The organism is Plantactinospora sp. CNZ320 (assembly GCF_002846275.1).
In genome coordinates this window covers 2,886,030-2,910,696 of record NZ_PJMP01000001.1, presented here as the reverse complement: position 1 = coordinate 2,910,696, position 24,667 = coordinate 2,886,030, and the positions used below count along the sequence as shown (strand labels likewise).

At 72.9% G+C, this 24,667-nt stretch carries 22 protein-coding genes and 1 pseudogene; 13 read left to right on the top strand and 10 right to left on the bottom strand.

Annotated features, from left to right (window positions below; all coding sequences use genetic code 11):
* Window positions 1-171 precede the first annotated feature (171 nt).
* A pseudogene (locus CLT71_RS12715) lies at window positions 172-2,283 on the bottom strand (bifunctional adenosylcobinamide kinase/adenosylcobinamide-phosphate guanylyltransferase); the annotation flags it as partial.
* A 148-nt stretch (window positions 2,284-2,431) separates the two neighbouring features.
* Here CLT71_RS12715 and CLT71_RS12710 point away from each other — a divergent pair.
* A complete protein-coding gene (locus CLT71_RS12710; RefSeq protein ID WP_101367280.1) occupies window positions 2,432-2,632 on the top strand; it encodes a hypothetical protein in 201 nt (66 codons plus the stop codon).
* A 5-nt stretch (window positions 2,633-2,637) separates the two neighbouring features.
* Complete coding sequence (locus CLT71_RS12705; RefSeq protein WP_101371402.1) at window positions 2,638-3,435, top strand: site-2 protease family protein; 798 nt, start codon at window positions 2,638-2,640, stop codon at window positions 3,433-3,435.
* A 64-nt stretch (window positions 3,436-3,499) separates the two neighbouring features.
* Here the strand turns inward: CLT71_RS12705 and CLT71_RS12700 are convergent, their stop codons facing one another.
* Both CLT71_RS12700 and CLT71_RS12695 read right to left on the bottom strand, forming a co-directional pair.
* Window positions 3,500-4,498, bottom strand: coding sequence for an aldo/keto reductase family protein (locus CLT71_RS12700; RefSeq protein ID WP_101367279.1), 999 nt, complete (start codon window positions 4,496-4,498; stop codon window positions 3,500-3,502).
* An 87-nt stretch (window positions 4,499-4,585) separates the two neighbouring features.
* Entirely contained in the window at window positions 4,586-6,631 is a 2,046-nt protein-coding gene (locus CLT71_RS12695; RefSeq protein WP_486483229.1) for a WG repeat-containing protein, read from the bottom strand.
* Between the two features lie 445 nt (window positions 6,632-7,076).
* Between CLT71_RS12695 and CLT71_RS37960 the strand changes: the two genes are divergently transcribed.
* From CLT71_RS37960 to CLT71_RS12680, 4 genes are all read left to right on the top strand, one after another.
* On the top strand, window positions 7,077-7,199 hold the full coding sequence (locus CLT71_RS37960; protein WP_486483228.1) for a hypothetical protein: 123 nt from the start codon (window positions 7,077-7,079) through the stop codon (window positions 7,197-7,199).
* A gap of 2,472 nt (window positions 7,200-9,671) precedes the next feature.
* On the top strand, window positions 9,672-10,505 hold the full coding sequence (locus CLT71_RS12690; RefSeq protein ID WP_486483673.1) for an ABC transporter permease: 834 nt from the start codon (window positions 9,672-9,674) through the stop codon (window positions 10,503-10,505).
* 67 nt (window positions 10,506-10,572) lie between these two features.
* Window positions 10,573-11,319, top strand: coding sequence for an ABC-2 family transporter protein (locus CLT71_RS12685; protein ID WP_101371400.1), 747 nt, complete (start codon window positions 10,573-10,575; stop codon window positions 11,317-11,319).
* 23 nt (window positions 11,320-11,342) lie between these two features.
* Window positions 11,343-12,317, top strand: a complete 975-nt coding sequence (locus CLT71_RS12680) for an ATP-binding cassette domain-containing protein (protein ID WP_101371399.1) — start codon at window positions 11,343-11,345, stop codon at window positions 12,315-12,317.
* A 22-nt stretch (window positions 12,318-12,339) separates the two neighbouring features.
* On the opposite strand, the gene CLT71_RS12675 is transcribed toward CLT71_RS12680, so the two are convergent.
* A complete protein-coding gene (locus tag CLT71_RS12675) occupies window positions 12,340-12,912 on the bottom strand; it encodes an XRE family transcriptional regulator (protein ID WP_199187583.1) in 573 nt (190 codons plus the stop codon).
* A gap of 55 nt (window positions 12,913-12,967) precedes the next feature.
* On the opposite strand from CLT71_RS12675, the gene CLT71_RS12670 reads away from it, so the two are divergent.
* Together CLT71_RS12670 and CLT71_RS12665 are read left to right on the top strand one after the other, a co-directional pair.
* The gene (locus tag CLT71_RS12670; RefSeq protein ID WP_101367277.1) at window positions 12,968-13,672 is read left to right on the top strand and encodes an AzlC family ABC transporter permease; all 705 of its coding nucleotides are present in this window, start codon (window positions 12,968-12,970) and stop codon (window positions 13,670-13,672) included.
* A 61-nt stretch (window positions 13,673-13,733) separates the two neighbouring features.
* The gene (locus tag CLT71_RS12665; RefSeq protein ID WP_101367276.1) at window positions 13,734-14,042 is read left to right on the top strand and encodes an AzlD domain-containing protein; all 309 of its coding nucleotides are present in this window, start codon (window positions 13,734-13,736) and stop codon (window positions 14,040-14,042) included.
* 160 nt (window positions 14,043-14,202) lie between these two features.
* Here the strand turns inward: CLT71_RS12665 and CLT71_RS12660 are convergent, their stop codons facing one another.
* From CLT71_RS12660 to nadA, 3 genes are all read right to left on the bottom strand, one after another.
* On the bottom strand, window positions 14,203-14,811 hold the full coding sequence (locus CLT71_RS12660; RefSeq protein ID WP_101371397.1) for a DUF3043 domain-containing protein: 609 nt from the start codon (window positions 14,809-14,811) through the stop codon (window positions 14,203-14,205).
* A gap of 145 nt (window positions 14,812-14,956) precedes the next feature.
* Window positions 14,957-16,312 carry a UDP-N-acetylglucosamine 1-carboxyvinyltransferase gene (gene murA / locus CLT71_RS12655; protein ID WP_101367275.1) on the bottom strand — a complete coding sequence of 452 codons (1,356 nt, stop codon included), beginning with the start codon at window positions 16,310-16,312 and terminating at the stop codon, window positions 14,957-14,959.
* A gap of 259 nt (window positions 16,313-16,571) precedes the next feature.
* Window positions 16,572-17,741: a quinolinate synthase NadA gene (gene nadA / locus CLT71_RS12650; RefSeq protein WP_101367274.1), complete on the bottom strand. Its 1,170-nt coding sequence runs from the start codon at window positions 17,739-17,741 to the stop codon at window positions 16,572-16,574.
* 68 nt (window positions 17,742-17,809) lie between these two features.
* On the opposite strand from nadA, the gene CLT71_RS12645 reads away from it, so the two are divergent.
* The 3 genes from CLT71_RS12645 to CLT71_RS12635 all read left to right on the top strand — a co-directional run bounded on the left by CLT71_RS12645 (window position 17,810) and on the right by CLT71_RS12635 (window position 20,909).
* Window positions 17,810-18,949: a glycerate kinase family protein gene (locus CLT71_RS12645; RefSeq protein ID WP_101367273.1), complete on the top strand. Its 1,140-nt coding sequence runs from the start codon at window positions 17,810-17,812 to the stop codon at window positions 18,947-18,949.
* Window positions 18,950-19,246: 297 nt separating this feature from the next.
* Window positions 19,247-19,615 (top strand): iron-sulfur cluster insertion protein ErpA, encoded by a 369-nt coding sequence (gene erpA, locus CLT71_RS12640; protein WP_101367272.1) that lies wholly within the window; start codon window positions 19,247-19,249, stop codon window positions 19,613-19,615.
* A 319-nt stretch (window positions 19,616-19,934) separates the two neighbouring features.
* On the top strand, window positions 19,935-20,909 hold the full coding sequence (locus CLT71_RS12635; protein ID WP_101367271.1) for a carbohydrate kinase family protein: 975 nt from the start codon (window positions 19,935-19,937) through the stop codon (window positions 20,907-20,909).
* 108 nt (window positions 20,910-21,017) lie between these two features.
* Here CLT71_RS12635 and CLT71_RS12630 read toward each other — a convergent pair whose 3' ends face one another.
* The gene (locus CLT71_RS12630; protein ID WP_101367270.1) at window positions 21,018-21,251 is read right to left on the bottom strand and encodes a sulfurtransferase TusA family protein; all 234 of its coding nucleotides are present in this window, start codon (window positions 21,249-21,251) and stop codon (window positions 21,018-21,020) included.
* A gap of 145 nt (window positions 21,252-21,396) precedes the next feature.
* A complete protein-coding gene (locus CLT71_RS12625) occupies window positions 21,397-22,548 on the bottom strand; it encodes an aminotransferase class V-fold PLP-dependent enzyme (RefSeq protein WP_101367269.1) in 1,152 nt (383 codons plus the stop codon).
* Between the two features lie 171 nt (window positions 22,549-22,719).
* Here CLT71_RS12625 and ctaC point away from each other — a divergent pair, with 171 nt between their 5' ends.
* Together ctaC and CLT71_RS12615 are read left to right on the top strand one after the other, a co-directional pair.
* On the top strand, window positions 22,720-23,682 hold the full coding sequence (ctaC, locus tag CLT71_RS12620) for an aa3-type cytochrome oxidase subunit II (RefSeq protein ID WP_101367268.1): 963 nt from the start codon (window positions 22,720-22,722) through the stop codon (window positions 23,680-23,682).
* Window positions 23,683-23,693: 11 nt separating this feature from the next.
* Window positions 23,694-24,122, top strand: coding sequence for a cytochrome c oxidase subunit 4 (locus tag CLT71_RS12615; protein ID WP_101367267.1), 429 nt, complete (start codon window positions 23,694-23,696; stop codon window positions 24,120-24,122).
* Window positions 24,123-24,191: 69 nt separating this feature from the next.
* On the opposite strand, the gene CLT71_RS12610 is transcribed toward CLT71_RS12615, so the two are convergent.
* Window positions 24,192-24,560, bottom strand: coding sequence for a TetR family transcriptional regulator C-terminal domain-containing protein (locus tag CLT71_RS12610; protein ID WP_101367266.1), 369 nt, complete (start codon window positions 24,558-24,560; stop codon window positions 24,192-24,194).
* Window positions 24,561-24,667 lie beyond the last annotated feature (107 nt).

Genomic DNA, 24,667 nt, shown 5'->3' with positions numbered 1-24,667 from the left:
ACCGTCCCGGTCGTCCGCCGGCCCGGTGCTCCCGGTCGCCTGCTGCCCCGGCAGTTGCGTGTCGGTCGTCTGCTGCCCCGGCAGTTGCGTGTCGGTCGTCTGCTGCCCCGGCAGTTGCGTGTCGCTGGTCTGCTGCTGGCCCGGCGGTGGTGTGTCGGTGGTCGGCTGGCCGGTGGCGTCCTCCGGCAGGGTGGTCGGACCGGGACCGGCCGGCGGAGGCTCGATGAACTCCCTGTCGTCGTCGAGGCTGTCGTCACGCTGCCCCGGCCGGTCCTCCGCCGAGCCGGGTGCCCACGGCTCGGCCGGGTCCGGCACCGGCGGCAGCGAGTCGTCGGACTCCCGATCGCTCCCACCGCCCGCCGGGTCACTTGCCGTCGGGTCACTGTTTGCTGGGTCACTGCCCGCTGGATTGCCGTTCGCCCGGGCGTCGGTGGCCAGGCTCGGGTGCACCGGCAGGGTGCCGGCGAGGGTCAGCGCCGAGCGCAGCAGCGGCAGCGCGGCCAGCGCGGCGGCGCCCTCACCGAGGCCGAGTCGCAGGTCGAGCAGCGGGTTCAGGTCGAGCACGTCGGCGCCGAGCTTGACCGCCGGGTGGTCGCCGTGGTCCGGCAGCAGGCACCAGTGCCGGGCCTGGCCGGCGAGATCCCGGCTGACCAGGCCAGCCGCCACTCCGACCGGTCCGTCCAGCAGCACCGGGGTACGCCGGGCGGTCGCGCCGAGCAGCACGCCGGTGGCGATCGCCAGGTCGGCGCCACCGAGTTCGGCGAGTACGTCCCTGGCGTCCCGGGGACTGCGCCGGGTGCGGTGCATCGCGTCCCGTACCGCCGCGCAGCGCCGCATCCACGCCGCGTCGTCCACCTTGCCGCCGAGCGTCACCACCCGGCCGAGTACCGCCGCGGGTTCGGCTCCGGCCGTGGCGGCGAGTACGGCTGCGGCGGCGGCCTCGGTACCGGCGCCGCAGGCGGCGAGGACCAGCAGGTCCACCCCGGCGTCCACCGCCTCCTCGGCGAGCCGCCAGCCGTAGCGCAGGGCCGCGTCGACCTCGTCGGTGGTGAGCGTCGGGCCGTCCTCGATCGGCCGGGACAGCGGTGCCTCGACCACCTGGAGGGTGGCACCGGCCTCGGCCGCCAGCTGGGCGATCGGTCCGCTGCCCTGCCGGGCCTGCTCGGCGTACCGGGCCGACTCGCCGGGTACCGCCCCGGCCGCGGCACCGCCGGAGTGGTCGCCGTGCAGCAGCAGTACCCGGACCGAGCGCCAGGGCTTCGGGTTCGACGTACCCTGCGTGGCGGCGGCGAACGAGACGACCCGCTCCAGGTGACCGAGGCCGGCGCCGGGCAGGTCCAGCGTGCCGAGTCGGTCGACGGCGGCGGGTCCGGAGTGATCGTCCGGCATCGGAAGGTCCATCCCGGGCTGGATGACCAGGCCGGTGGCGACCATCGGCAGTGCCATGGTCGGCGCGGTCCAGCCCGCCGCGTTCCCCGTCGCGTTCGCCGCCCCGCTCGACGGCGCGGATTCGGCCGTCGGGGCCGGGATCACGGTCGGGCGGAGGACCTGCGGCACCGCGCCGAGTACCTCGGTCCAGGTCGACGTGGCCGGGGCGGCCTGCTCGGCTGTGGTGCGGCCGGCCTTGCTGCGGTCCGCGGTGGTGCGGTCGGCGGTGCTGCGGTCCGCGGTGGTGCGGTCGGCCTGCGCGGGTACGCCGGGCTGGCCGGCGCCGTCCGGGGCCGGCGCCGACTGGTCCGCCCCGAGCTTCAGCCAGGCGGGCTGTCCGGCGATCACCAGCACCACGGCGTCGCAGGCGTCCGCGACCGTCCGGTTGGTGGTGCCGAGCGCGTCGGCGAAGGCTCGCCCGAGCGGGGTCACCGGGACCGTCGACAGCCCCACCTCGGGGCTGACCAGCACCAGCCGGGCCGGGCAGTCCCGGATCGCCGCGCCGAGTTCGCCGATGGTGGCGACATCGTCGGCGGGCTGGTGCGCGGGGTCCAGCAGCACTGTCACCCAGCCGCCGAGGTCGTCGACGAGCAGCGTGTCGCCGGGGCCGGCGTCCGCGATCAGTCCGGCGAGCCGGGACGGGTCGGCATTGGCCTCCTCGGTGGTCCAGCCCGCCGGCCGGCGCAGCTTGTGGGCGTCGATCCGGGCCGTCCACTCCGGGTCGTCCGGGTCGGTCACGGCTGTCGCGACATAACGGACAACTGGTACGTCCTTCAGCAGCGACTCGGCGAACTCGGATTTGCCGGAGCGGATCCCGCCCAGCACCAGGAGCCTGCTCCACCCGTCTACGGACATGCCCGTACCTTAGAGCGCTCGGCTGGGCAGTTCGCGGTGAGGTACGGGTGGCAACCCGCTCCCGGACCGCTCTGACTGGCTGGCACCGGCCGGCCGACTAGGCTGGCGGAGGTTTGTGGGCGTGATGATCGGCGAGGGGAGACGCGACATGCCGTGGAGCTGGCGGTACGAGGGCGCGGACGGCGATCCGGTGAACGGACCGGCCGAGGCGTTCAGCAGCCAGGCCGACGCCGAGTCCTGGATCGGCCAGACCTGGCGTGAGCTCGCCGCCTCCGGTGTCGCCGCGGTGCTGCTGGTCGAGGACGACCGGGTGGAGTACCGGATGAGTCTGCTGCCCGCAGCCGAGTGACGCCGATGGAATTCGACCAACGCGGCCGGGACCGGCTGATCCTCGGTGTGCCCCGGGAGGCGTTCCGGCCCAGCCCGATCTTCCTGGCCCTGGTCGCGCTCTTCGTCACAAGTGGCGTGATGGCCTGGAACGGGTTCGGCAACGTCCGGCTGGACGTCTTCCTCTTCGTCGTCAGCGGCTGGCTGGTCTCGCTCTGCCTGCACGAGTACGCGCACGCCGTGGTCGCGTACCGGGCCGGTGACCGTAGCGTGGCGCATCGCGGCTACCTGACCCTCAACCCGCTGAAGTACAGCCACCCGCTGCTGTCGATCATCCTGCCGGTGGTGGTGGTCCTGCTCGGTGGCATCGGCCTGCCCGGCGGCGCCGTCTGGGTGGACCGGCACCAGATTCCCGGCCGGCTCCGGCACTCGCTGGTCAGCCTGGCCGGTCCGGCCACGAACGTGCTGTTCGCGCTGCTGCTGGTGATCCCGTTCGCGATCGGGGTGGACGTCTTCACGCACACCGAGTTCTGGGCCGGTGTCGGCCTGCTCGCCTTCCTCCAGGTGACCGCGAGCGTGCTCAACCTGCTGCCGGTGCCGGGCCTGGACGGCGGCAACGTCATCCAGCCGTGGCTGAACGCGCAGTGGCGGCGCGGCTATGACCTGATGGCCCCGTTCGGCTTCATCCTGCTCTTCGCCCTGCTCTGGAATCCGCGCCTCGGCGGCTGGTTCTTCGACGGGGTGTTCGCGATCGGCGACCTGATCGGCCTGCCCGACTACCTCTACGTCGAGGGCCTGCGCCTGATCCGCTTCTGGCAGAACTGAGGCGTAAGGAAGGGCCCCCGCTTATCGCTTTTTGTATAAGCGGGGGCCCTTCCTTACACCGTTGCTACGGGCGCTTCGCGGGGCTCTGGGTCTTGGCCGGGTCCCGCTCGGTGATCGGGTCGAGGATCTCGTCGATCGACTTGAGCAGCTCGGCGTCGAGCTTCACCCCGGCCGCCTTGACGTTGTCACGCACCTGCTCCGGGCGGGAGGCGCCGATGATCGCCGAGGAGACGTTCGGGTTCTGCAGTACCCAGGCGACCGCGAGCTGGGCCATGCTGAGGCCGGCCTGCTCGGCGAGCGGCTTGAGCCGCTGCACCCGGGTCAGCACGTCGTCGGACATGAACCGGGCGATGAAGCCCGCCCCGCCCGAGGTGTCGGTCGCCCGGGAGCCGGCCGGCGGCTCCTGACCGGGCAGGTACTTGCCGGTCAGCACGCCCTGGCCGATCGGCGAGAAGACGATCTGGCCGACGCCGAGTTCCTCGCTGGCCGGTACGACCTCGCCCTCGATGACCCGCCACAGCATCGAGTACTGCGGCTGGTTCGAGACGAGTTGGATCTTCAGCTCACGGGCGAGCGCGTGCCCGGCCCGGATCTCCGACGCCTTCCACTCCGAGACGCCGATGTAGTGCGCCTTGCCGGAGTGCACGATGTCGGCGAACGCCTCCATCGTCTCCTCCAACGGCGTCTCGTAGTCGTACCGGTGCGCCTGGTAGACGTCGACGTAGTCGGTCTGGAGCCGGCGCAGCGAGCCGTTGATCGACTCCATGATGTGCTTGCGGGACAGGCCGCGATCGTTGCGGCCCGGGCCGGTCGGCCAGTAGACCTTGGTGAGGATCTCCAGACCCTCCCGGCGCTCGCCCTTCAGCGCCCGGCCCAGCACCGCCTCCGCCTTGGTGCCGGCGTAGACGTCGGCGGTGTCGAAGGTGGTGATCCCGACGTCGAGCGCCGCGCGTACGCACTCCAGCGCGGCCTCCTCCTCGATCTGGGAGCCGTGAGTGATCCAGTTGCCGTACGAGATCTCGCTGACCAGCAGGCCCGAGCGGCCAAGGTGTCGGAATTCCATACCAACGACCCTAGTCCTCGTACCCCGACCGGCTCTGGTTGGGCGACGGGGTGAGGTACGCAGATCACAGCCCCGGGGCCTGCCGCCCTACAGCACGGGCTTGGTGTCGGCGAGCAGCCGGTCGATCTCCTCCATCACGTCGTTGCGGCTCGGGTGCACCACGTCGATCAGCGGCTCGCCCCGGCGGTCGAGTGCACCCCACTGCCCGGTGCCGTTGCCGATCAGGAACGCGACCGGGTGGATCACCAGCGCCGGGTGGGCGGGGGTGACCAGTACCTGCCCGGACCGGTCCACCACGCCCTTGCGACCGCCCGCGTCGACGATCGCCAGCCCCTCGTCGGTGAAGCCGTCGACGTACCGCCCGTCGGTGAGTGCGGTGGTGAAGCCGGTGTAGCGGGTCGGCAACACCACCTTGCCGGCCCGGTCGACCGCGCCCCAGCCGCCCCGGCGCACGGCGGCGACACCCCGCCGGAACGGGCGTACGTCCTCGAAACCGGCCGGGATCACCACCTTGTTCGCCTTGTCGATCGCGATCCAGCCGCCGGTGCCGTCCGGGGAGACCCAGGCCAGCCCGTCGGAGAAGGAGCCGACGCCCAGATACCCGGTGGACGCCTCGATCAGCAGTTCACCGGTCTCGTCGATCAGCTCCCAGGTGCGCGTCTCCGGCCGGCGTACCCAGGCCACCCCGTCCCGGAACGGCTGCACGTCCGCGTAGCTCGGCGCGATCGCGAGCTGGCCGTCGGGATCGGCGTACCCCCAGCGCTGCACCTTCTCGCTGAACTTCGGCACCGGTGGCTTGTGCACCTGGAGGATCTCGTCCCGGTCGCGCGGGTACGGACCCCAGCCGTTCTGCGCGACCTTGTTGAAGACCGCGTCGAGGGCGAGTTCGGTGCGGGCGATGAGATCCGGGTCCTCGACCTTGCGCAGCTCCAACGCCTTCTCGAAGTGGTTGCAGGCTTCCATGTAGCGACCCTGGTCGTAGCAGGACCGTCCGGCGTGCTCGTGCATGGTGGCCCGCAGCCGGTCCGGAAGCTCCGAGGAGTTCGCCTCCGCGAAGAGCCGGTCCGCCTCGGCGAAGTCCCCCCGCCACTGGAGTACGTGCGCCAACCGGGCCTGCGCGATCGCGATCCGTCGCAACTGGCCGGTCGCCTCCGCGTGGGCCAGTGCCAGTTTGCCGTCGGCGAGCGCCTTGCCCAACTCGCCGAGGATGCGGGAGACCACCGCGCGCAGGCTCAGCAGCCGGGCCCGGGTGCCGTTGTCCTTCGCCGGTTCGAGCTTCTCCGTCAACCGGTCCCGGATCGCCCGCAGCGACTCGGGGTCCTCGACCAGCTCGCGCAGGGTTTCGTGGTGGAACCGCCACTCGTACGACGCGAGTACCTGTTCGGGGTCGGTGACGGCCGGCTCCGGCGTGACGTCGGCGGGTTCCGGCTCGGCCGGCTCGCGTTTACCGCCGGGCCGGACGATCGGGGTGAGCATGGTGGGCGCGCTCAGCGCGGTCGCCGCTCCGGCGGCGGGCCCGGTCGGCAGCACCGTGTCCGGGCTCGCCTCGGCGACCGGTGAGCCCGGCGGCGAGGTGGCCAGTGGCGGTCCAGAGATCGGCGCCTCGGCAGGCGGCCCGGAGGTCGGCGGTCCAGAGTTCGGCGGCCCGGAGGTCGGCGCCTCGGCAGGCGGTCCCAGGGTGGACGCGTCGGCGGGCGGCCCGGAGGTGGACGCCTCGGCAGGCGGAGGCGGTCCGGCGGCGGGCTCCTCGGCCGGTGGTTCGGTGGCGGGCTCCTCGGCCAGCGGTCCGGCGGTGGGTGTTCCGGAGACCGTGGCGAGGGCCGGGGTACCGGAGCCGGCTGCCGCCGCCGGGGAGCCGGCGCTGGTGGGCGGCACGCTCTGCCCCGCCGGGTCGGCCGGGTTTTCCGGAACCGGTGCGTTCTCGGGTGCCGATTCGTCCATAGTGGAAGCCGGTGCTCCGGCGCCGACCGTCAGCTCCGGGTCGCCGCCGTGCGGCTGGTCTGCCGCGCCGGCACCTTCGTCGGCGGCCAGGGACGGGTCGGCCTCCGGCTCGGTGGGGGAGGGGGCCGCCGGGGCGGCATCGGTGAGCGGTCCGACTGGGGCATGGTCCGCGACAGGTCCGGTCTTTGGCATGGAGGGTACGGAAGTCTCACTCGGATCGGTGGCCCGTCCGGTCTCCGGCGCGGGCCCGGCGGCGGCCGGTTCGATCGGAGGACCGGACGAGGGGACGGGCGAGGCGGGTTCGATGTCGTGGACCGCCGCCGGGGTGGCAGCGGCTGGCTCGACCGGTACGCCGGTCTCCGCTCCGACCGCTGTGCCCGAGTGCGGGCTCGCGGGCGGTGTCGACTCGACGGGTGTGGTCGGAGACGGTGTACCGGCGGGCGTCGGCGCCGGAAGGAACTCCAGCCGCAGGCCGGTGGTCGGGGGCGGGGTGACCGGGGGACGCTCTCCGGTCTCCTCCGTCGACGGCTGGCGGGGCGGCTTTTGCGCCGGACTCGGCGGTGTGGCCGGGGTCAGCCAGCCCGTCGCCCGTTCACGCGGCGGCTCCGTCGGTGCAGCGGACTCGACGAGCGGAGGCGTGAGCCAGGGTCCCGCTTCGGCGGTCGGGGCCGGCTCGACCCGATCCGGTTGCCGGGGCGGCTCGGCAGCCCTGGCCGCCGGCTCGGCGGTCCGCGACGTGTCGACCGGCGGTACCGGCTGAGCAGCCCCTGTCGGTTCGACCGGGCGTGCTGACTCGACCGGCCGAGGTACCTCGACGGGTCGTGCTGCCTCGACGGGTCGTGCTGCCTCGACCGGGCGTGCCCGCTCGACGGGTCGTGCGGGTCGTGCCGGCTCGACCGGACGTGGTGGCTCGGCGGGGCGGGGTGGCGTGGCGGGCCGAGCCGGCTCGACCGGACGTACCGCCTCGACGGGTCGCGGTGCTTCGACTGGACGTACCGCCTCGACTGGACGTACCGCCTCGACTGGACGTACCGCCTCGACTGGACGTACCGCCTCGACTGGACGGGGTGGCTCGACCGGACGTGGTGGCTCGACCGGACGTGGTGGCTCGACCGGACGTGGTGGCTCGACCGGACGTGCTGGCTCGACTGGGCGTGGTGGCTCGACCGGACGTGCTGGCTCGACTGGGCGGGGTGGTGTGGCGGGGCGCGGCGGTTGGACGGGGCGGGACGGCTCCAACGGGCGCGGCGGTTCCACCGGCCGGGTCGGCTCGGCCGCGCGGGTCGGCTCGACCGGGCGGGGTGGTTCCACCGGACGTCCGGCGTCGACCGGGCGGGGCTCGATCGGCCGGGACTGCTCGACCCGGCGTACCGGCTCGACCGGGCGAGGCTGCTCGGGGGCGCGGGTGGGTTCCCCAGCCCGGGGCGGCTCGCCGGTCCTGGGCGGTGCGGCCGGGCCGACCCGGTCGGTCGGGCTCGCCGGTCCGGCGGCACTGACCGGATATCCGGCGACCCGGTCCGGGCGGATCGGCGCGTCGTCCGGCTGGCCGGTGCGCGGCGGGACGCGGTCGGGGCCGGAGACCGGCGTCCGGTCCGGTCGCCCGTATCCCGGCGGAAGTTCGGCGGCGGGCCGGTCGACGGCGGGCGGGGGCGGCCCGACCCGGTCGCCCCGGGGCACCGGGCCCGGCCGGACACCCGGATCGGCGCCGCGCGGGTCGCGTACCGGTGGGCGGCCGGAGCCCAGGTCGGGGAAGCGCCGGCCCTCGCGCGGCTCCTGGGCTGGACCGCGCTGTGCCGGCCAGCTGGGCGCACCGGACGGTCCGGCAGCGGGCCGCCGGACCGGAGGCTCGGCGCCGGGCCGGTCGGGGCGGGCCCGGGGCGGGGTGCGGCCCGGGGGCACCTCGCGGCTTCCCGGAGGCGGTTGGCCACCGGAGCGCGCTGCCCAACCGTCGGCGCGGTCCTGCCCGGGAGCGCTTCGCTCCGGGCCGTGGGTGCCGTCGAACGCCGCCGGCATGGCGGGGCGTCCGCCCGGCCCGACCCGCCCCCGGCCGTCCCGTGGTCCGGGCCGCCCGTCCGAAGGCATCGGGCGTCCGTCAGAGGGCATCGGGCGTCCGTCAGACGGCATCGGGCGGCGGTCCGGCAACGGCTGGGTTTCCTCGGACGCGGGTCCGGTGAGCCACCGGCCGCGCCGCTCTGGCGCGGTGCCGGAGCGGCCCGGCCGATCGTCGCCGGCCCGGCCGGCCCGGTCGTCGCCGGAGCGGTACGGATCGTGCTGCGACGCCGCCCGGCCACCGGCGAAGCCGCTCTCGCCGCGACCTCCGCGTGGTCCGGGGCCGCCGCCGGGCGACCGCCTGTCGTCCCGGCCGACCGGCACCGAACCGCCGGTGCGGTATTCCACCGGTGGCCGGCCGCGTCCGTTCGACGGCTGGTCCCAGGAATCCGGACCGTCGTCCCGGGAGTCGGGCGGCGGGTTCCAGCCGGCGGATCGGCTGTCCCAGCGGTCGAGTCGTCCGGTACGGGTCTCGCGCGGTGGCACCTCGCCCCGGGCGGACGGGTGTGCTCCGGCCGGCTGCCCGGGACGTCCGTTCGGCAGCGGTTCCGGACGGCCGTTCGGCAAGTTGTCGGGGCGCCCGTTCGGCAGCGGTTCGGGGCGGCCGTTCGGCAGGTTGTCGGGGCGCCCGTTGGACAGCGGTTCGGAGCGGCCGTTGGAAGTGGTTCCGGGGCGGCCGTTCGAGACCGGTTCGGGACGGCCGAACGTCTCCGGCTCGCCGGGGTGTGCACCCGGCGGCGGTACCTTGGCCCGGCCGGTCGGCACCGGCGCCCGGCCAGCCGGCCGGCGTCGCCGCTGGTGGCCGATGTCGCCGGGATAGCGCTGACCGGGAAACTGCGGCTCCCACTCCGCGGTCGGTTCGACCACCCAGGACGGTTCGGCGGCCTCGCCCCAGCGGCCCGAGTACCGCCCGCTCACAGCGCCGCTCCCGCGCATACGGCGTTGGCTCGACCGGCCGGGAACCGTACGCCGCTGGCTCGACCGGCCGGGAGAACTGTGTCGGGAGCGTTACGCCGAACCGCGCGCGACGCGACCGGGAAAGCCGGCTCGCGTCGCTCACTCACGGAGTGTCACCTCGTCGAAAAATCGCGCTGGGCAGCCGGGCGTTCCGGGTAAAGTCACCCGGCTCGGTGCAGCGTGGTCGCGGAAGGAGGGTAACGGCGTGGGCTCGGTCACCGCCACTGTGGCTCCACCCATCAGCCGAAACATCATCCCATGGTTTCGGACATTTGCTGCCATAGTCGGATCGGGGTTTCGTCGATACTCTACCTATCGGCAAGCTACCGTCGCGGGCGCCTTCACCAACACCGTCTTCGGCTTCCTTCGTTGCTACGTACTGCTCGCCGTCGCGAGCGGTGCCGGTGGCGTCGCCGCCGGCTACAGCCCGGCCCAGTTGGCCACCTTCGTCTGGGTGGGGCAGGGGCTGCTCGCCGTGGTGCTGCTCTGGCGCTGGACCGATCTGGCCGACCGGATCCGCACCGGCGAGGTCGCCAGCGACCTGCTCCGCCCGGTGCACCCGGTGGTCAGCTATCTCGCCGCCGACCTCGGCCGGGCCGGGTACGCCCTGCTGACCCGCTTCCTCCCGCCGGTCCTCACCGGGCTGCTCTTCTTCGACCTCGCGGTGCCGACACGCTGGCAGACGACACCGCTCTTCGCGTTCTCCGTCGGGCTGGCGGTGGTGATCTGCTTCAGTTGCCGCTTTCTGGTCAACGCGACCGCGTACTGGCTGTACGACGTCCGGGGAGCGATGATCCTCTGGACACTCAGCTCCGGGGTACTGGCCGGGCTCTACTTCCCGCTGCGGTTCATGCCGGACTGGATCGCCGTACCGCTCTGGCTGGCCACCCCCTTCCCGAGCCTGTTGCAGACCCCGCTGGACGTGGTCGTGGAGCGGGACGGGCCGGTGATCCAGGCCGGCATGGTGGCGGTGCAACTCCTCTGGGCGGGGCTGCTCCTGCTCGCCTGCCGTACGGTGCAGCGCCGGGCCGAGCGCAGGTTGGTCGTACAGGGTGGCTGAGTGGGCGTACCGGCTGCGTCGGGCACCGGCCTATCTGGCGCTGCTGCGCGGGCAGGCCCGGTCGCAGATGTCCTACCGCACCTCGTTCGTGGTGGACCTGGTCAGCAACATCGGCGTCACCGCGCTCGACGTGCTCACCGTGCTGGTGCTGTTCCGGGTCACCCGGGAACTCGGCGGCTTCGACCGGAGCGAGGCGATGCTGATGGTGGGACTCTCGTCCGCCGCCTTCGCCACCGCCGACCTCGCGGTCGGCAACGTGGAGGCGCTGCGCCGGTACGTCCGGACCGGACTGCTGGACGCGGTGCTGGTCCGCCCGCTCGGCGCGCTGCCCCAGTTGCTGCTGATGGATCTGCCACTGCGCAAGGCTGCCCGAGCCGTCTTCGGGGCGGCTGTGCTGGTGGTCGCGCTGGTCACCGCCGATCTGGTGTGGACGCCGGGTCGGGTGGCGCTGGCCGTGCTGGCCCCGCTGGCCGGGGCGGTCTTCTTCGCCGCGATCTTCGTGGCCACCGCGTCGCTGTCGTTCTGGTGGATCGACTCCGGCGAGGTCGGCTCGGCGTTCACCTACGGTGGGCGGGACTTCACCACGTACCCGATGACTGTCTATAGTGGCTGGTTCCGAACGGCCTTCGCGTACGGGATGGGGTTCGGTTTCGTGGCCTACTACCCGGCTCTGGCGCTGCTCGGCCGGGCCGACCCGCTCGGCCTGCCGGCCTGGGTGGGCTGGGTCGCGCCGGGCGTGGCGCTGCCGGCCGCCGTGCTCGCCGCCGCGGTCTGGCGGCTCGGGGTACGTCACTACCGGAGCACCGGCTCGTGACCGCGCCCCCGCCGGACGCCCCGGTGATCGAGACCCGCGACCTGCGCAAGGAGTTCGTGGTACGGGTCCGGGCCGGTCGGTTCCGCCGGACGAAGCGGGTGGTGGGTGCGGTCGACGGGATCGACCTCACCGTCCGGCGCGGCGAGATGGTCGGCTACATCGGGCCGAACGGTGCCGGCAAGTCGACCACGCTGAAGATGCTGACCGGGGTGTTGAGCCCCTCGTCCGGTCAGGTACGCGTCTGCGGGCTGTTGCCGGTGGCCCAGCGCACCCGGCTGGCGCTGCGCATCGGGGTGGTCTTCGGGCAGCGTTCGCAGCTCTGGTGGGACCTGCCGCTGCGGGACTCCTTCGACCTGCTCCGGCACATCTACCGGGTACCGGCGGCCGAGCACGCCGCCCGGCTGCGCCGCTGCCGCGCCGAACTCGACCTGGACGGGTTCCTGGACGTCCCGGTCCGGCAGCTCTCGCTCGGGCAGCGGATGCGGGGCGAGCTGACGGCCGCGCTGCTGCACGGCCCGGAGGTGCTCTTCCTGGACGAGCCGACGATCGGGCTCGACGTGGTGAGCCGGCAGGCGGTCCGGGCCTTCCTGGCCGAACTCGGCGCGGCCGGCGACACCACGCTGGTGCTGACCACGCACGACCTGGCCGACATCGAGCGGCTCTGCCGGCGACTGGTGGTGATCGACCACGGTCGGGTGGTGCACGACGGGTCGATCGAGTCGCTGCACGCGCGGTACGGCTCGCGCCGGCAGGTTGTCGCCGACCTCGACGAGCCACTCGACGAGCCGCCGGTGCTGCCCGGCGCACCGCTGCTGCGTGCCGAGGCGGACGGGCGGCGGCTGGTCTTCGCCTGCGAGTCGGCGACCGCCTCCGAGGTGGTGGCCGGGCTGGCCCGGGTCGCCCCGCTGCGGGACATCGCCATCGTGGAGCCGGACATCGAGGAGGTCGTCGCCCGGCTCTACCGGACGCCGGCCCCGGCCGACGTCGTCGGGCACTGACCGTCCGGGCGTCCGGCCCCGGTCAGGGGTGCTCCATCACCAGTACGGCGAAGGTGCCGGGGGCGAGTGCCTCGTACCGGTGCGGGACGTCGCCCGGAAAACTGGCGTAGTCGCCGGGGCCGAGTTCGACCGGGTCGGTCGCCGGGCCGGTGCGCAGTCGACCGGCGGCCACCACCAGGTGCTCCACGCTGCCGGGGATGTGCGGATCGGCGTCGCGCGGCTGGCCGGGTTCCACGTCGATCAGGTAGATGTCCCGGCGTGCCTGCGGTGCGCCGGCCGCCAGCAGGGTGCCGGTGAACTCGGCCTGCTGGGAGCGGAATCCTGGCGCCTGTCCGGCCCGGATGACCCGTACCGGCGGCTGGGGCTGCTCGACGAGCCGGCTGAACGGTACGCCGAGGGCGACCCCGAGCGCCCAGAGCGTCTCCACACTCGGGTTTCCGTTGCCGGCTTCGAGTTGCGACAGGGTCGACTTGGCGATTCCGGCCCGGCGGGCCAGTTCGGCCAGCGAGATGCCGTTGCGCTCGCGTTCGCGGCGCAGCGCGGCGGCGATGGCGGGCACCGGGGAGTTGCCGGAACGGGGCTGCGTTCGATCCATCGGTCCATCCGTTCGGGTTGACGAACAGGGCGGCGGGTGTTCATTATTCTGAACCATGCGTACGGCAGATCGAACAGCGGCATCCGGACCGGTCCCGGCCCGGACCCTGCTGCGCGACATCGGCGCGATCGGGGTCGCGATGCTGGCGGTCGGCGCCTCCTTCGGCGCCGTCGCGCTCGCCGCCGGCCTCCCGGTGCCCGCGATCGTCGCGATGTCCACGCTGCTGTACGCCGGTGGCGCCCAGTTCATCGCGGTCGGGTTGGTCGCGGCCGGCAGCCCGGTCGCGGCGGTCTTCGCCGGCCTGCTGCTCAACGCCCGGCACCTGCCGTTCGGGCTGGCCCTCGGGGACGTGCTCGGCCGGCGCTGGCGGCACCGGCTGCTCGGCAGCCACCTGATGACCGACGAGGTCACCGCCTTCACCCTGGCCCAACCCGACCGGGCGGGCCGGCGCCGCGCGTTCTGGCTGGCCGGGATCCTGCTCTTCCTGGCCTGGAACGTCGGTACCTTGCTCGGGGTGCTACTGGCCAGCCGGGTCGGCGATCCGCTCCGGCTCGGGCTGGACGCCGCGTTCCCGGCCGGGTTGCTCGCGCTGCTGTTGCCCGCGCTGCGCGACCCGAGGACCCGTCGGGTGGCAGTGGTCGGCGCGGCGATCGCGCTGCTGGTCACCCCCGTGCTGCCGGCCGGCCTGCCGGTGCTGCTGGCACTGGCCGGACTCGCCGTACTGCTGCTGCCCCGGCGAGCCCGGGAACGGCCGTGCTGAGCCGTGGCACCGACGGGTGCTGCGGGTCGCCGCTGTCAGACAGTCGACCGAGGGAGCGGGAATGCTGATCGTGGTGATCTTGGCGCTGGCCGTCGGCACCTACGCCTTTCGACTCTCCGGAGTGGTGCTGCGGGACCGGCTCGCCCTGCCAGACGGGGTGAACCAGTTGCTGCCGATGGCGGCGGCCGCCCTGCTCGCGGCGTTGGCGGTCACCGCCGCGCTGACCGAGGCCGGCGCCTTCGCCGGCTTCGCCCGCCCGACCGGGGTACTCGTCGGCGCCGTACTCGCCTGGCGCCGTGCCCCGTTCGTCGCGGTGGTGGTCGCGGCGGCCGGTACGGCGGCCCTGCTCCGCCTGCTCGGCGTACCGTGAGCGGCGCCCGTGACGGCCGTACCGTGAGCGGCGCCTGTGGCTGCCGCACCCTGAGCGGCGCCTGTGGCGGCGCACCGTGGTGAGCGTGGCCTGTCCCGCCATGCCGTGAGCGGCCGTTCGGGGACGGTTCGTTGCCCGGGTGCCGGTCGGTGCGGGTGGCTCAGATCTTGTCGCCGAGGTTGACCCGGGGGACCGGGGCGCGCATCCGGCGGAACGTGATGGAGCGCATGATCGCGTAGAGGTAGAGCGAGCCCATCCGCTGGTCGGTCTTGGGGAACCGCTGCCGGACCAGCTTCTTGATCTTTCGAGAGATCAGAATCGAGTCGATCACCAGGGCGATCGCCAGCAGCCCCCAGAGCAGGTTGGAGGCGAACCGCACCACCGGCGGCATGGTGTTCGCCGAACCGATCAGCACCACCAGGGCACCGCCGAAGAACCAGGTGCCGACGGTACGCCGGGAGTCGACCACGTCCCGGGCGAGTCCGCGCTCGGGAGCCCGGTCCCGGGGACCGCCCTCGCGGCGGAACTCGGCCGCCGACTCCGCCCGCAACTGCCGGCGTCGTTCCCGGGCCTCCTGCTTGCTGAGCGGCTTGGTGTCGCCGGCCACCCGTCGACCCGCGCTCGGGCGCTTCGGAGTCTCCCTGCCCAGCTCCTTCTTGCTCGGGGTGTAACCCCGGGGGCGGGCGGGCGCGGACTCCTCCTCGGGGGTCACCTGAGCGGTGGACTCCTCGACGAGGTCGGTGGGCTTGCGGCGAAACAGCGACGGCACGCGGCAAGGGTAGCCAACCGCCGGAGCGTCCCGCACCTCGCGGTACGCCCCACGGCCGCGCACCGCCGCCCGGAACCGGGTGAGGGTCGTCTCACCCGGCCTCCGGCTGGCGCGCACCCGGCCCCGTCGGGCCCGGGTGCGCGGGTCAGGGGCGCTCGACGTGCGCGCCGAGGTCGGCGAGCTTGGCCTCGAAGTCCTCGTAACCCCGGTTGATCAGGTCCACGCCGTAGACCCGGGAGGTGCCCTCGGCCGCCAGCGCGGCGATCAGGTGGCTGAACCCGGCCCGCAGGTCGGGGATCACCAGGTCGGCGGCGTGCAGCTTCGACGGCCCGGCGATCACCGCCGAGTGCTTGAAGTTGCGGCGGCCGAACCGGCAGGGGGTACCGCCGAGGCAGTCCCGGTAGACCTGGATCGTCGCGCCCATCTTGTTCAGCGCCTCGGTGTAGCCGAGCCGCTGCTCGTACACCGTCTCGTGCACGATCGACAGGCCCCGGGCCTGGGTCAGCGCCACCACCAGCGGCTGCTGCCAGTCGGTCATGAACCCCGGGTGCACGTCGGTCTCCAGCGCCACCGCCCGCAGTTCGCCGCCGGGGTGCCAGAACCGGATCCCGCCCTCCTGACCCGGGCTGCCCTGCCGGGGCGGCCGGGTGTCGGTCACCTCGTACGCCCCGCCGACCGAGCGGAACACGTTGAGGAAGGTCATCATGTCGGCCTGCTCGGCGCCGAGCACCTCGACCCGGCCACCGGTGGCCAGCGCGGCGGCGGCCCAGCTCGCCGCCTCGATCCGGTCCGGGATCGGCCGGTGGGTGTAGCCGCCCAGCCGGGACACACCCTGCACCTCGATCACCCGGTCGGTGTGCACCTTGATGATCGCGCCCATCTTCTGCAGTATGCAGATCAGGTCGATGATCTCCGGCTCGACGGCCGCGTTGCGCAGCTCGGTGACGCCCTCGGCGAGTACGGCGGTCAGCAGCACCTGCTCGGTGGCGCCCACGCTCGGGTACGGCAGCTCGAACTTGGTGCCGTGCAGGCCGCTCGGCGCGGTCAGGTGCATCCCCTCGGGGGCCTTGTCCACCACCGCGCCGAACTGCCGCAGTGCCTGGATGTGGAAGTCGATAGGCCGCGGGCCGATGTGGCAGCCGCCGAGGTCGGGGATGAAGGCGTGGCCGAGCCGGTGCAGCAGCGGGCCGCAGAACAGGATCGGGATCCGGCTCGACCCGGCGTGCACGTTGATCTCGTCCGTGCTGGCGCGCTCGACGTTGGCCGGGTCGAAGACCAGTTCACCGTCGTCGGCCCCGTCGGTGACCTTCACACCGTGCAGTTCGAGCAGGCCTCGGACCACCTCGACGTCGCGGATCCGCGGCACGTCGAAGAGCCGGCTCGGCTCGTCGCCGAGCAGGGCCGCGACCATCGCCTTGGAGACGAGATTCTTCGCGCCGCGCACTCGGATCTGCCCGGAAAGGGGCGTACCTCCGTGTACGACCAGGACGTCGTCGGTCAACGCAACCTCCAGCGGGTTGATGCTGCTCTACGTCGATGCTCTCCGCGAGGGTGAACCACCAGGTCCACACAGCCGTCGCCCCGTGGTCCGGCCGGCACGGCGCGATCACACCATCCGGCCCGGACGCGCTGTCACGGCCCCGGGCAGCATAGCGCTCGGTTACGAAAAAGGAGCGGTCACAGCGCAACGGATGGCACGAAACGGGGACAGAGGCAGGAATCCGCGCCCGCCTATTACTGTCAGTAGTTGCTTGCGTCCGCTACGGCAGGGCCAGCATCTGGTCCAGCGCCACTCGGGCGTGGTGCGCGGTGTCCGGATCCACGGTGATCTGGTTCGGCACCCGGCCGGCGACCAGTTCCTCGAGCGACCAGACCAGGTGCGGCAGGTCGATCCGGTTCATCGTGGAGCAGTAGCAGACGGTCCGGTCCAGGAACATGACCTGCTTGTCCGGGTGGGCGTTGGCCAGCCGGCGGACCAGGTTCAGTTCGGTGCCGACCGCCCAGGCCGAGCCGGCCGGCGCCGCCTCGATGGTGTTGATGATGTACTCGGTCGAGCCGACGTGATCGGCCGCGGTCACCACGTCGTACCGGCACTCGGGGTGGACCAGCACGTTCACTCCGGGGACCCGCATCCGGACCTCGTTGACACTGCTCAGGGTGAACCGGCCGTGCACCGAGCAGTGCCCTCGCCAGAGGATCATCTTGGCTTCCGCGAGCTGCTTCGCGGTCAGGCCGCCGCCGGGCTTGTGCGGGTCGTAGAGCACGCAGTCGTCGGCGTCCAGCCCCATCTTCAGTACCGCCGTGTTGCGGCCGAGGTGCTGGTCGGGAAGGAAGAGCACCCGCTGCCCCCGCTCGAACGCCCAGTGCAGCGCCCGTTCGGCGTTCGACGAGGTGCAGACCACCCCGCCGTTGCGCCCGACGAAGCCCTTGATGTCGGCGGACGAGTTCATGTAGGTCACCGGCACGGTCGAGCCGGCCACACCGAGCTCCTCCAGCGCCTCCCAGGCGGTCTCGACCTGCGGCAGCGCTGCCATGTCGGCCATCGAGCAGCCGGCGGCCAGATCGGGCAGCACCACCCGCTGGGCGTCGGTGGTGAGGATGTCGGCGCTCTCGGCCATGAAGTGCACGCCGCAGAAGACGATGTACTCCGCGTCCGGCCGGGCCGCCGCCTCGCGGGCCAGCTTGAACGAGTCACCGGTCACGTCGGCGAACTGGATCACCTCGTCGCGCTGGTAGTGGTGGCCGAGCACGAACACCCGGTCACCGAGCGCCGCCTTGGCGGCCGTGGCCCGGGCGACCAGGTCCGGGTCGCTCGGCGCCGGCAACTCGCCGGGACAGTCGACCCCGCGCTCGCTGGCCGGGTCGGCGCCCCGGCCGAGCAGCAGCAGGGCGGTAGCGGTGCTGGACGGCTCTACCCACGTCGAAGTCACGATCCCATGCTTCCACAGCCGGGACCGCTTTCCAGTCGTCCCGGTGTGGGCTGCCACACTCGTGATCCATGCGGATCCTGATCTGTCCGGACAAGTTCGCCGGCACCCTCTCCGCGACCGAGGTCGCCGAGGCGGTGCGGGACGGCTGGCGGGAGGTGGCCCCCGCCGACGACCTGGTGCTGCGCCCGCTCTCCGACGGCGGGCCGGGGTTCGTCGAGGTGCTCGCCGCCGCACTGCCCGGACGCCGGGTGCCGGTGCCCACGGTCGACCCGCTGGGCCGGCCGGTCACCGGGGAGATCCTGCTCACCTCCGACGGCGGCACGGCGTACGTGGAGAGTGCCCACGCGTGCGGCCTGCACCTGCTCGCCCCGGACGAACGCGCCCCGAGGCTGGCCACCTCGTACGGCCTCGGCGCGCTGCTCGCCACCGCCGCCGAGGCGGGTGCCCGCCGTGCCGTGGTCGGGCTGGGCGGCTCGGCCGTGAACGACGCGGGCGCGGGGCTGCTGGCCGCGCTGAACGCCGTACCGGTGGACGCCTCCGGGATGGCCCTGCCGTACGGCGGAGCCGCGCTGCTCGCCGTCGCCGGGCTGACCGGACGGCCACAGTTGCGCGGGATGGAGTTTGTCGCGGCGACCGACGTCGACAACCCGTTGACCGGATTGACCGGCGCGTCGAACGTCTTCGGACCGCAGAAGGGTGCCACCCGGGAGGACGTACTCCTGCTCGACGACGCGCTGGGGCGCTTCGCCGAGGTGCTGGAGCGGGACCTGCCCGGCTGCCCGCCCGGCCTGGCCGGGCTGCCGGGTGCCGGTGCCGCCGGTGGGCTCGGTGCGGCACTGCTCGCCATGGGTGGCCGGTGCGAGTCGGGTATCGGGCTGGTCACCCGGTTGATCGGGCTGGACGCCGCCTACGACGAGGCCGACCTGGTGATCACCGGGGAGGGTTCCTTCGACCACCAGTCGCTGCGCGGCAAGGTGGTTGCCGGGGTGGCCGGGGCGGCCCGGGACCGTGGGGTGCCCTGCGTGGTGCTGGCCGGCCGGGTCAGCGCGGGTCGGCGCGAGGCGGCGGCGGCCGGGGTGACCGAGACGCACAGCCTGGTCGACCACTTCGGCGGGGAGCCGCACGGCGGCGTCGAGCGGGCGATGAGCCGGCCGGCCGAGGGCCTGCGGGCGCTGGCGGCCCGACTGGCCGGACAGTGGAGCCGGTGATCGACTCAGCCCAGTCCCTGCCCTTGAGCAGGTGAGGCGTCAGCGACCCGAACCGGCCCGAGTCCGCTGCCGACCGCTCTGGGGTGTTCGTCACATCCGACCGCGTCGGGACAGCTGCGCGGCCCGGTGGAGAGGTCGGACGATGCGGCGCAGGGAGACAGGTTCCGCCCGAGCGAGCGTGACCTGCGTCCCGCGGGCCTAGAATCGATTTTGTACCCGCATTGGGAATCATCGGCCAGCCGGCTAGCGTTGGCCAGTACGGATAAACATCGCACCGGCGTAGGGGAGACTTTCATCGTGACAACGCCAGCGCAGACCGAGTCGACCGCGGAAACCGCTCCGAGCAGCATCGTCCTGACCGACGTCGCGGCGGAAAAGGTGAAGGCCCTGATCGAGCAGGAGGGCCGCGACGACCTGCGGCTGCGGGTCGCGGTGCAGCCGGGTGGCTGCTCCGGCCTGCGTTACCAGCTCTTCTTCGACGAGCGTTCGCTCGACGGTGACGTGGTCAGTGACTTCGGCGGGGTCGAGGTCGTCGTCGACCGGATGAGCGCGCCGTACCTGACCGGCGCGACCATCGACTTCGCCGACCGGATCGACGCCCAGGGCTTCACCATCGACAACCCGAACGCGCAGAACTCGTGCGCGTGCGGCGATTCGTTCCACTGATCGGTACTTTGTCCCGGTTTACCCGGTGCATCCCGATCTACTGTCGCATACTGGTTACCTGAGCGGGTCGCCCCGCGCGGGCGGCGTGACGTTTACCCGGAGAGTCCGTCACGCCGCCGCGTGGGAGCGGCCCGTTCGGCGTTTGGGGTGAAAGGAGGGGCCCCTTCTTATCGCTTTCTGTTGTAGAAGGGCCCCTTCCTTGCACCCCAGGCGTGGGTGACGTCCGGTTGGCCGGTACCCGATCGATCGGGGGCGTGGCCGACGACGGACCGGTAGGCTGACCCGGCCGTAATCCCCGTCTCCGACCCCGAGGGCCGACATGAAGATCGCCGTCACCGGCTCGATCGCCACCGACCACCTGATGCACTTCCCGGGCCGGTTCGCCGATCAGTTCATCGCCGACCAGCTGCACAAGGTCTCACTCTCCTTCCTCGTCGACGAGTTGGTGCTCCGCCGGGGCGGGGTGGCCGCCAACATCGCCTTCGGGATGGCGCAGCTCGGCCTGCGGCCGGTGCTGCTCGGCGCGGTCGGTGCCGACTTCGACGACTACCGGTCCTGGCTGGAGCGGCACGGCGTCGACTGCACCTCGGTGCACATCAGCGAGGTGGCCCACACGGCCCGGTTCGTCTGCACCACCGACACCGAGATGTGCCAGATCGCCTCCTTCTACGCCGGCGCGATGAGCGAGGCCCGCAACATCGAGCTGGCCCCGGTCGCCGACCGGATCGGCGGGCTCGACCTGGTGCTGGTCAGCGCCAACGACCCGGACGCGATGCTGCGACACTCCGAGGAGTGCCGCCAGCGCGGGTACGCCTTCGCCGCCGACCCGTCGCAGCAGCTCGCCCGGATGGACGGCTCCGCCGTACTCGGCCTGATCGACGGCGCGGACTATCTGCTCACCAACGACTACGAGAAGTCGCTGCTGCAGAGCAAGGCCGGGCTGACCGACGACCAGCTGCTGGAGCGGGTCAGGATCCGGGTCACCACGCTGGGCAAGGACGGCGTCGAGATCGTCGGCCGGGACATCGAGCGGATCCACGTACCCATCGCCCGCGAGTTGCACGTCGCCGACCCGACCGGGGTGGGCGACGGCTTCCGGGCCGGATTCTTCGCCGGCCTCTCCTGGGGATTGGGCCTGGAGCGGTCGGCCCAGATCGGCTCGCTCCTCGCCACGCTGGTGCTGGAGACCATCGGCACCCAGGAGTACGAGGTCCGCAGCGATCTCTTCGTCAAGCGCCTCGCCGAGTCGTACGGCGACGAGGCCGCCGAGGAGGTCCGGCAGCACCTGGGTTGAGGCGTACCGGCGGTCGTCCGGCGCTGCCTCAACGGCGCTGCGTCAGCGGCCCGCTGCGTCAGCGGCCCGCTGCCTCGGTCGGCGCGCTGCCTCGGTGGGCGCGTTGCCTCAGTGGGCGCGGCGGATGTCGTACGCGGGGGAGCCGTCGACGGTCGGGGTGTCGACCAGCTCCTGTCCGCGCATCCGGCACCAGGCCGGAATGTCGATCGCGGCTGCCGGGTCGTCGGCGAGCACCCGGAGCACGCCGCCGACCGGCAGTTGGGGCAGTCGCCGGGCCGCCGCGATGACAGGCAGCGGGCAGCGCTGGCCCAGACAGTCGACGACCTCGTCCGGAGCGTTCACCACTGACCTCCCGGCACCCGCGTCCGTCCCTTCGCTCGTCGTCGGCCCTCCGGCGATTGTCCGACGCCGGGCGGGGTGGAGCCAACCGGCGCGGCCGGCGTCGTCCTCCGAGTCCGACCCGCTGCGCCTCGGCGCGCAGGGCGGCTCAGAGTCCGACCACCCCGGCCTCGGCGCGCAGGGCGGCCACGATTCCCGGCAGCTCGGCAAGGAACCGCCGCACCTCCGCCTCGGTGCTCTCCCGGTGCAGCGAGATCCGTACGTTGCCGTGCGAGAGCACCCCCATCGCCTCGAGCACGTGCGACGGGCGCAGCGTGGACGAGGTGCAGGACGAACCGGACGAGACCGCGAAGCCGCGCCGGTCCAGGGCGTGCAGCAGCGCCTCGCCGTCGACGTAGAGACAGGAGAAGGTGACCAGGTGCGGCAGCCGGTGCACCGGGTCACCGACCACCTCCACGTCCGGCACCGTCGCGGCCACGGTGGCCCGGATCCGGTCGACAAGCGGTCCGAGCCGGGCGGCCTCGGCCGCGGCGTCGGCGTGCACCGCGCGCAGCGCCGCTGCCGCCGCCACGATCGCGGGCAGGTTTCCCACCCCGGGGGTACGGCCGGCCTCCCGCTCGTCCGCCGGGTACGGCGACTCCCAGCGGGTGCCCTTGCGCACCACCAGCAGCCCGACCCCGGGCGGGCCGCCCCACTTGTGTGCACTTGCCGACAGCAGCGACCAGCCCTCCGGCACCGGCAGCCGGCCCACCGACTGGGCGGCGTCGACGTGCAACGGCACCCCGGCGGCGGCGCAGGCCCGGGCGGCTTCGGCAACTGGCTGGAGGGTACCCACCTCGTGGCTGGCGCTGATCAGGCTGCCGAGCGCCACCCCGGGGGCGGCCACCGCCGACGACCAGGCGTCGAGGTCGAGCCGTCCGGCCCGGTCCACGGGTACCGAGCTGGCGGAGCCGCCGGCTGCCACGTGCCGCTGCGCCGCGTGCAGTACCGCCGAGTGCTCGATCGCCGAGCGCACGAGGGTGCCGCCGGCCCGGCGCCGCCCGGCCAGCCCGCCCAGCACCGCGGCGTGCGCCGCCGCCGTACCGCTGGGGGTGAAGGAGAGCTCGTCGGGGCGTACCCCGAGAACCTCGGCGGTGGCCGCCCGCGCCGCGTCGAGGAGCTGGCGGGCCCGGCGGGCCGGCGCGTAGAGCCGGGACGGATCCGCCCAGCCGTCCTCCAGGGCGGCCAGCATCGCCTGCCGGGCTACCGGGTGTAACGGTGCCGCGGAGGCCGCGTCGAAGTAGACCGGTGGCTCGCTCACCAGCAAACCGTAACCCGGTGCCGGATCGGACAAGATCCCCCGGCAGAGTGGGGACGTGGACCCCAAGGCCGTCGAGCCGACGCAGGTCGAGTAATCTGCGACCGTCGGTGACGCCTTTGCCGCCGGTGTCGACAAGGCCGACGCCGCGGCGCGCTAGGGAGGCAGGACCAGGTGGTCGCAAGGGGTTCGGAGGTACGGCCGTCGGCCGTACGGCAGAGCAGTCCCCGGGACGCCCGAGGGCGCGGCTCGCGCCCGTCGGTGGGCCGGCTGGCCGCGCTCGGAGCCGGTGGCGCCGCGCTGCTCGTCCTGCTGACCGGTTGTGACGTCGGTCGGGCGTTCGACGGGTTCGGGTGGCCGCAGGGTGGCATCAGCCCCGAGTCCCACCGCATGTACGACCTCTGGATCGGCTCGACGATCGCGGCTTTGGCGGTCGGCGTCTTCGTCTGGGGCCTGATCTTCTGGTGCATCATCCGCTACCGCAAGCGGGGCGAGGCGCTGCCGGTGCAGACCCGGTTCAACATGCCGATGGAGTTCCTCTACACCATCGCGCCGATCCTGGTCGTCGCCGTGCTCTTCTACTACACGGCGATCGTGCAGACCGGGGTCAACAAGGTCACCAACAACCCCGACGTGACCGTCGAGGTGGTCGCCTTCAAGTGGAACTGGCAGTTCAACTACCGGGACCGGCCGGGCGAGGACGCCAGCACGGTGGCCTCGACGCTGGGCACCAGCGAGGTGATCCCGATCCTGGTGCTGCCGACCGGCCGCAGCATCCGGTTCGAGGAGACCAGCCGGGACGTCATCCACTCGTTCTGGGTGCCGGAGCTGCTCTTCAAGCGGGACGTCTTCCCCGGCAACGTCCGCAACGTCTTCGAGGTCACCAGCCTCGACACCGAGGGCGCGTACGTCGGCCGCTGCGCCGAGCTGTGCGGCACGTACCACTCGATGATGAACTTCGAGCTGCGGGTCGTCTCGCCGGAGGACTACGACCGGTTCATCGAGGCCAAGCGGGCTGGCCAGTCGACCCAGGACGCCCTGATCGCGATCGGCGAGGCGCCGCTGGCCCAGACCACCCGGCCGTTCGACACCCGGCGGGACGTCAACAACTTCGGTAACGCGAGCGCGGGAAGCTGAGGAGCGTTCAAATGAAGACCGAGTGGAAGCTCTTCGGCATCGTCTCGATCTTCCTGGCCCTCGCGGCGGTCGTCTACGGGGTGTGGACGGCTGCCGACGCGGACGGTCGGGTGGAGTGGATCGGTACCCTCGCGCTGGCGCTGTCGTTCCTGCTCACCGCGATGTGCGGCGGCTTCTTCTGGTTCGTGTCGCGCCGGATCGACCTGCGCCCGGAGGACCGGCCGGACGCCGAGATCTCCGACGGCGCGGGTGAGGTCGGCTTCTTCAGCCCCGGCAGCTACTGGCCGTTCGGGCTGGCCCTCGCCGCCACCATCGCCGGCCTCGGCCTGGTGTTCTGGCAGGTGTGGCTGATCGCCGCCGGCCTGATCGCGGTGATCTTCGGCGCCTGCGGGCTGCTCTTCGAGTACTACACCGGCACCCGCCGCACCGCGGAGCACTGACCGGCGGAACAAGCGTCTCCGACGACCCGTGGCCCTTCAGGGCTACGGGTCGTCGTCGTTCATGCCCCGTCAACGGTCCTGAGCGGGCCGTCTGGCGAAGATCTGGTCCAGGTGGTACCCGAGCAGGCCACGGGCCTCCGACGCGCCGCGCAGACTCGCCATGACGCTGTCGGCGAGACCGGTCGCCAGCGCGACCAGGTTGCCGGCCTCCGCCCGGGGATCCCGGCCCGGTGCCAGTTCGCCGGCCCGGTCCGCCCGGTCGAGCCGGTCGGCGATGGCCCGCTCCAGCTCGTCCGAGCTGCGGGTGTGCGGGAGCGCGGCCAGCGCGGGCTCGGTCAGCGTCAGGGCCCCACCCGGTTGATCGTCGCCGGGCGAAGCTCGCTGCTGCCTCCGCAGCGGGCCGTGGCCCGCGCGACGGCCCTGATCCCGGACGTGCACGCCGACATCGTGCCGGGGGTCGGGCACGGCCTGCCGATGGAGCGGCCGGCGCTGGTGAACCGCCTCATTCTCGACTTCGTCGAGGCGCACACCCCGGAGGTCCCGGC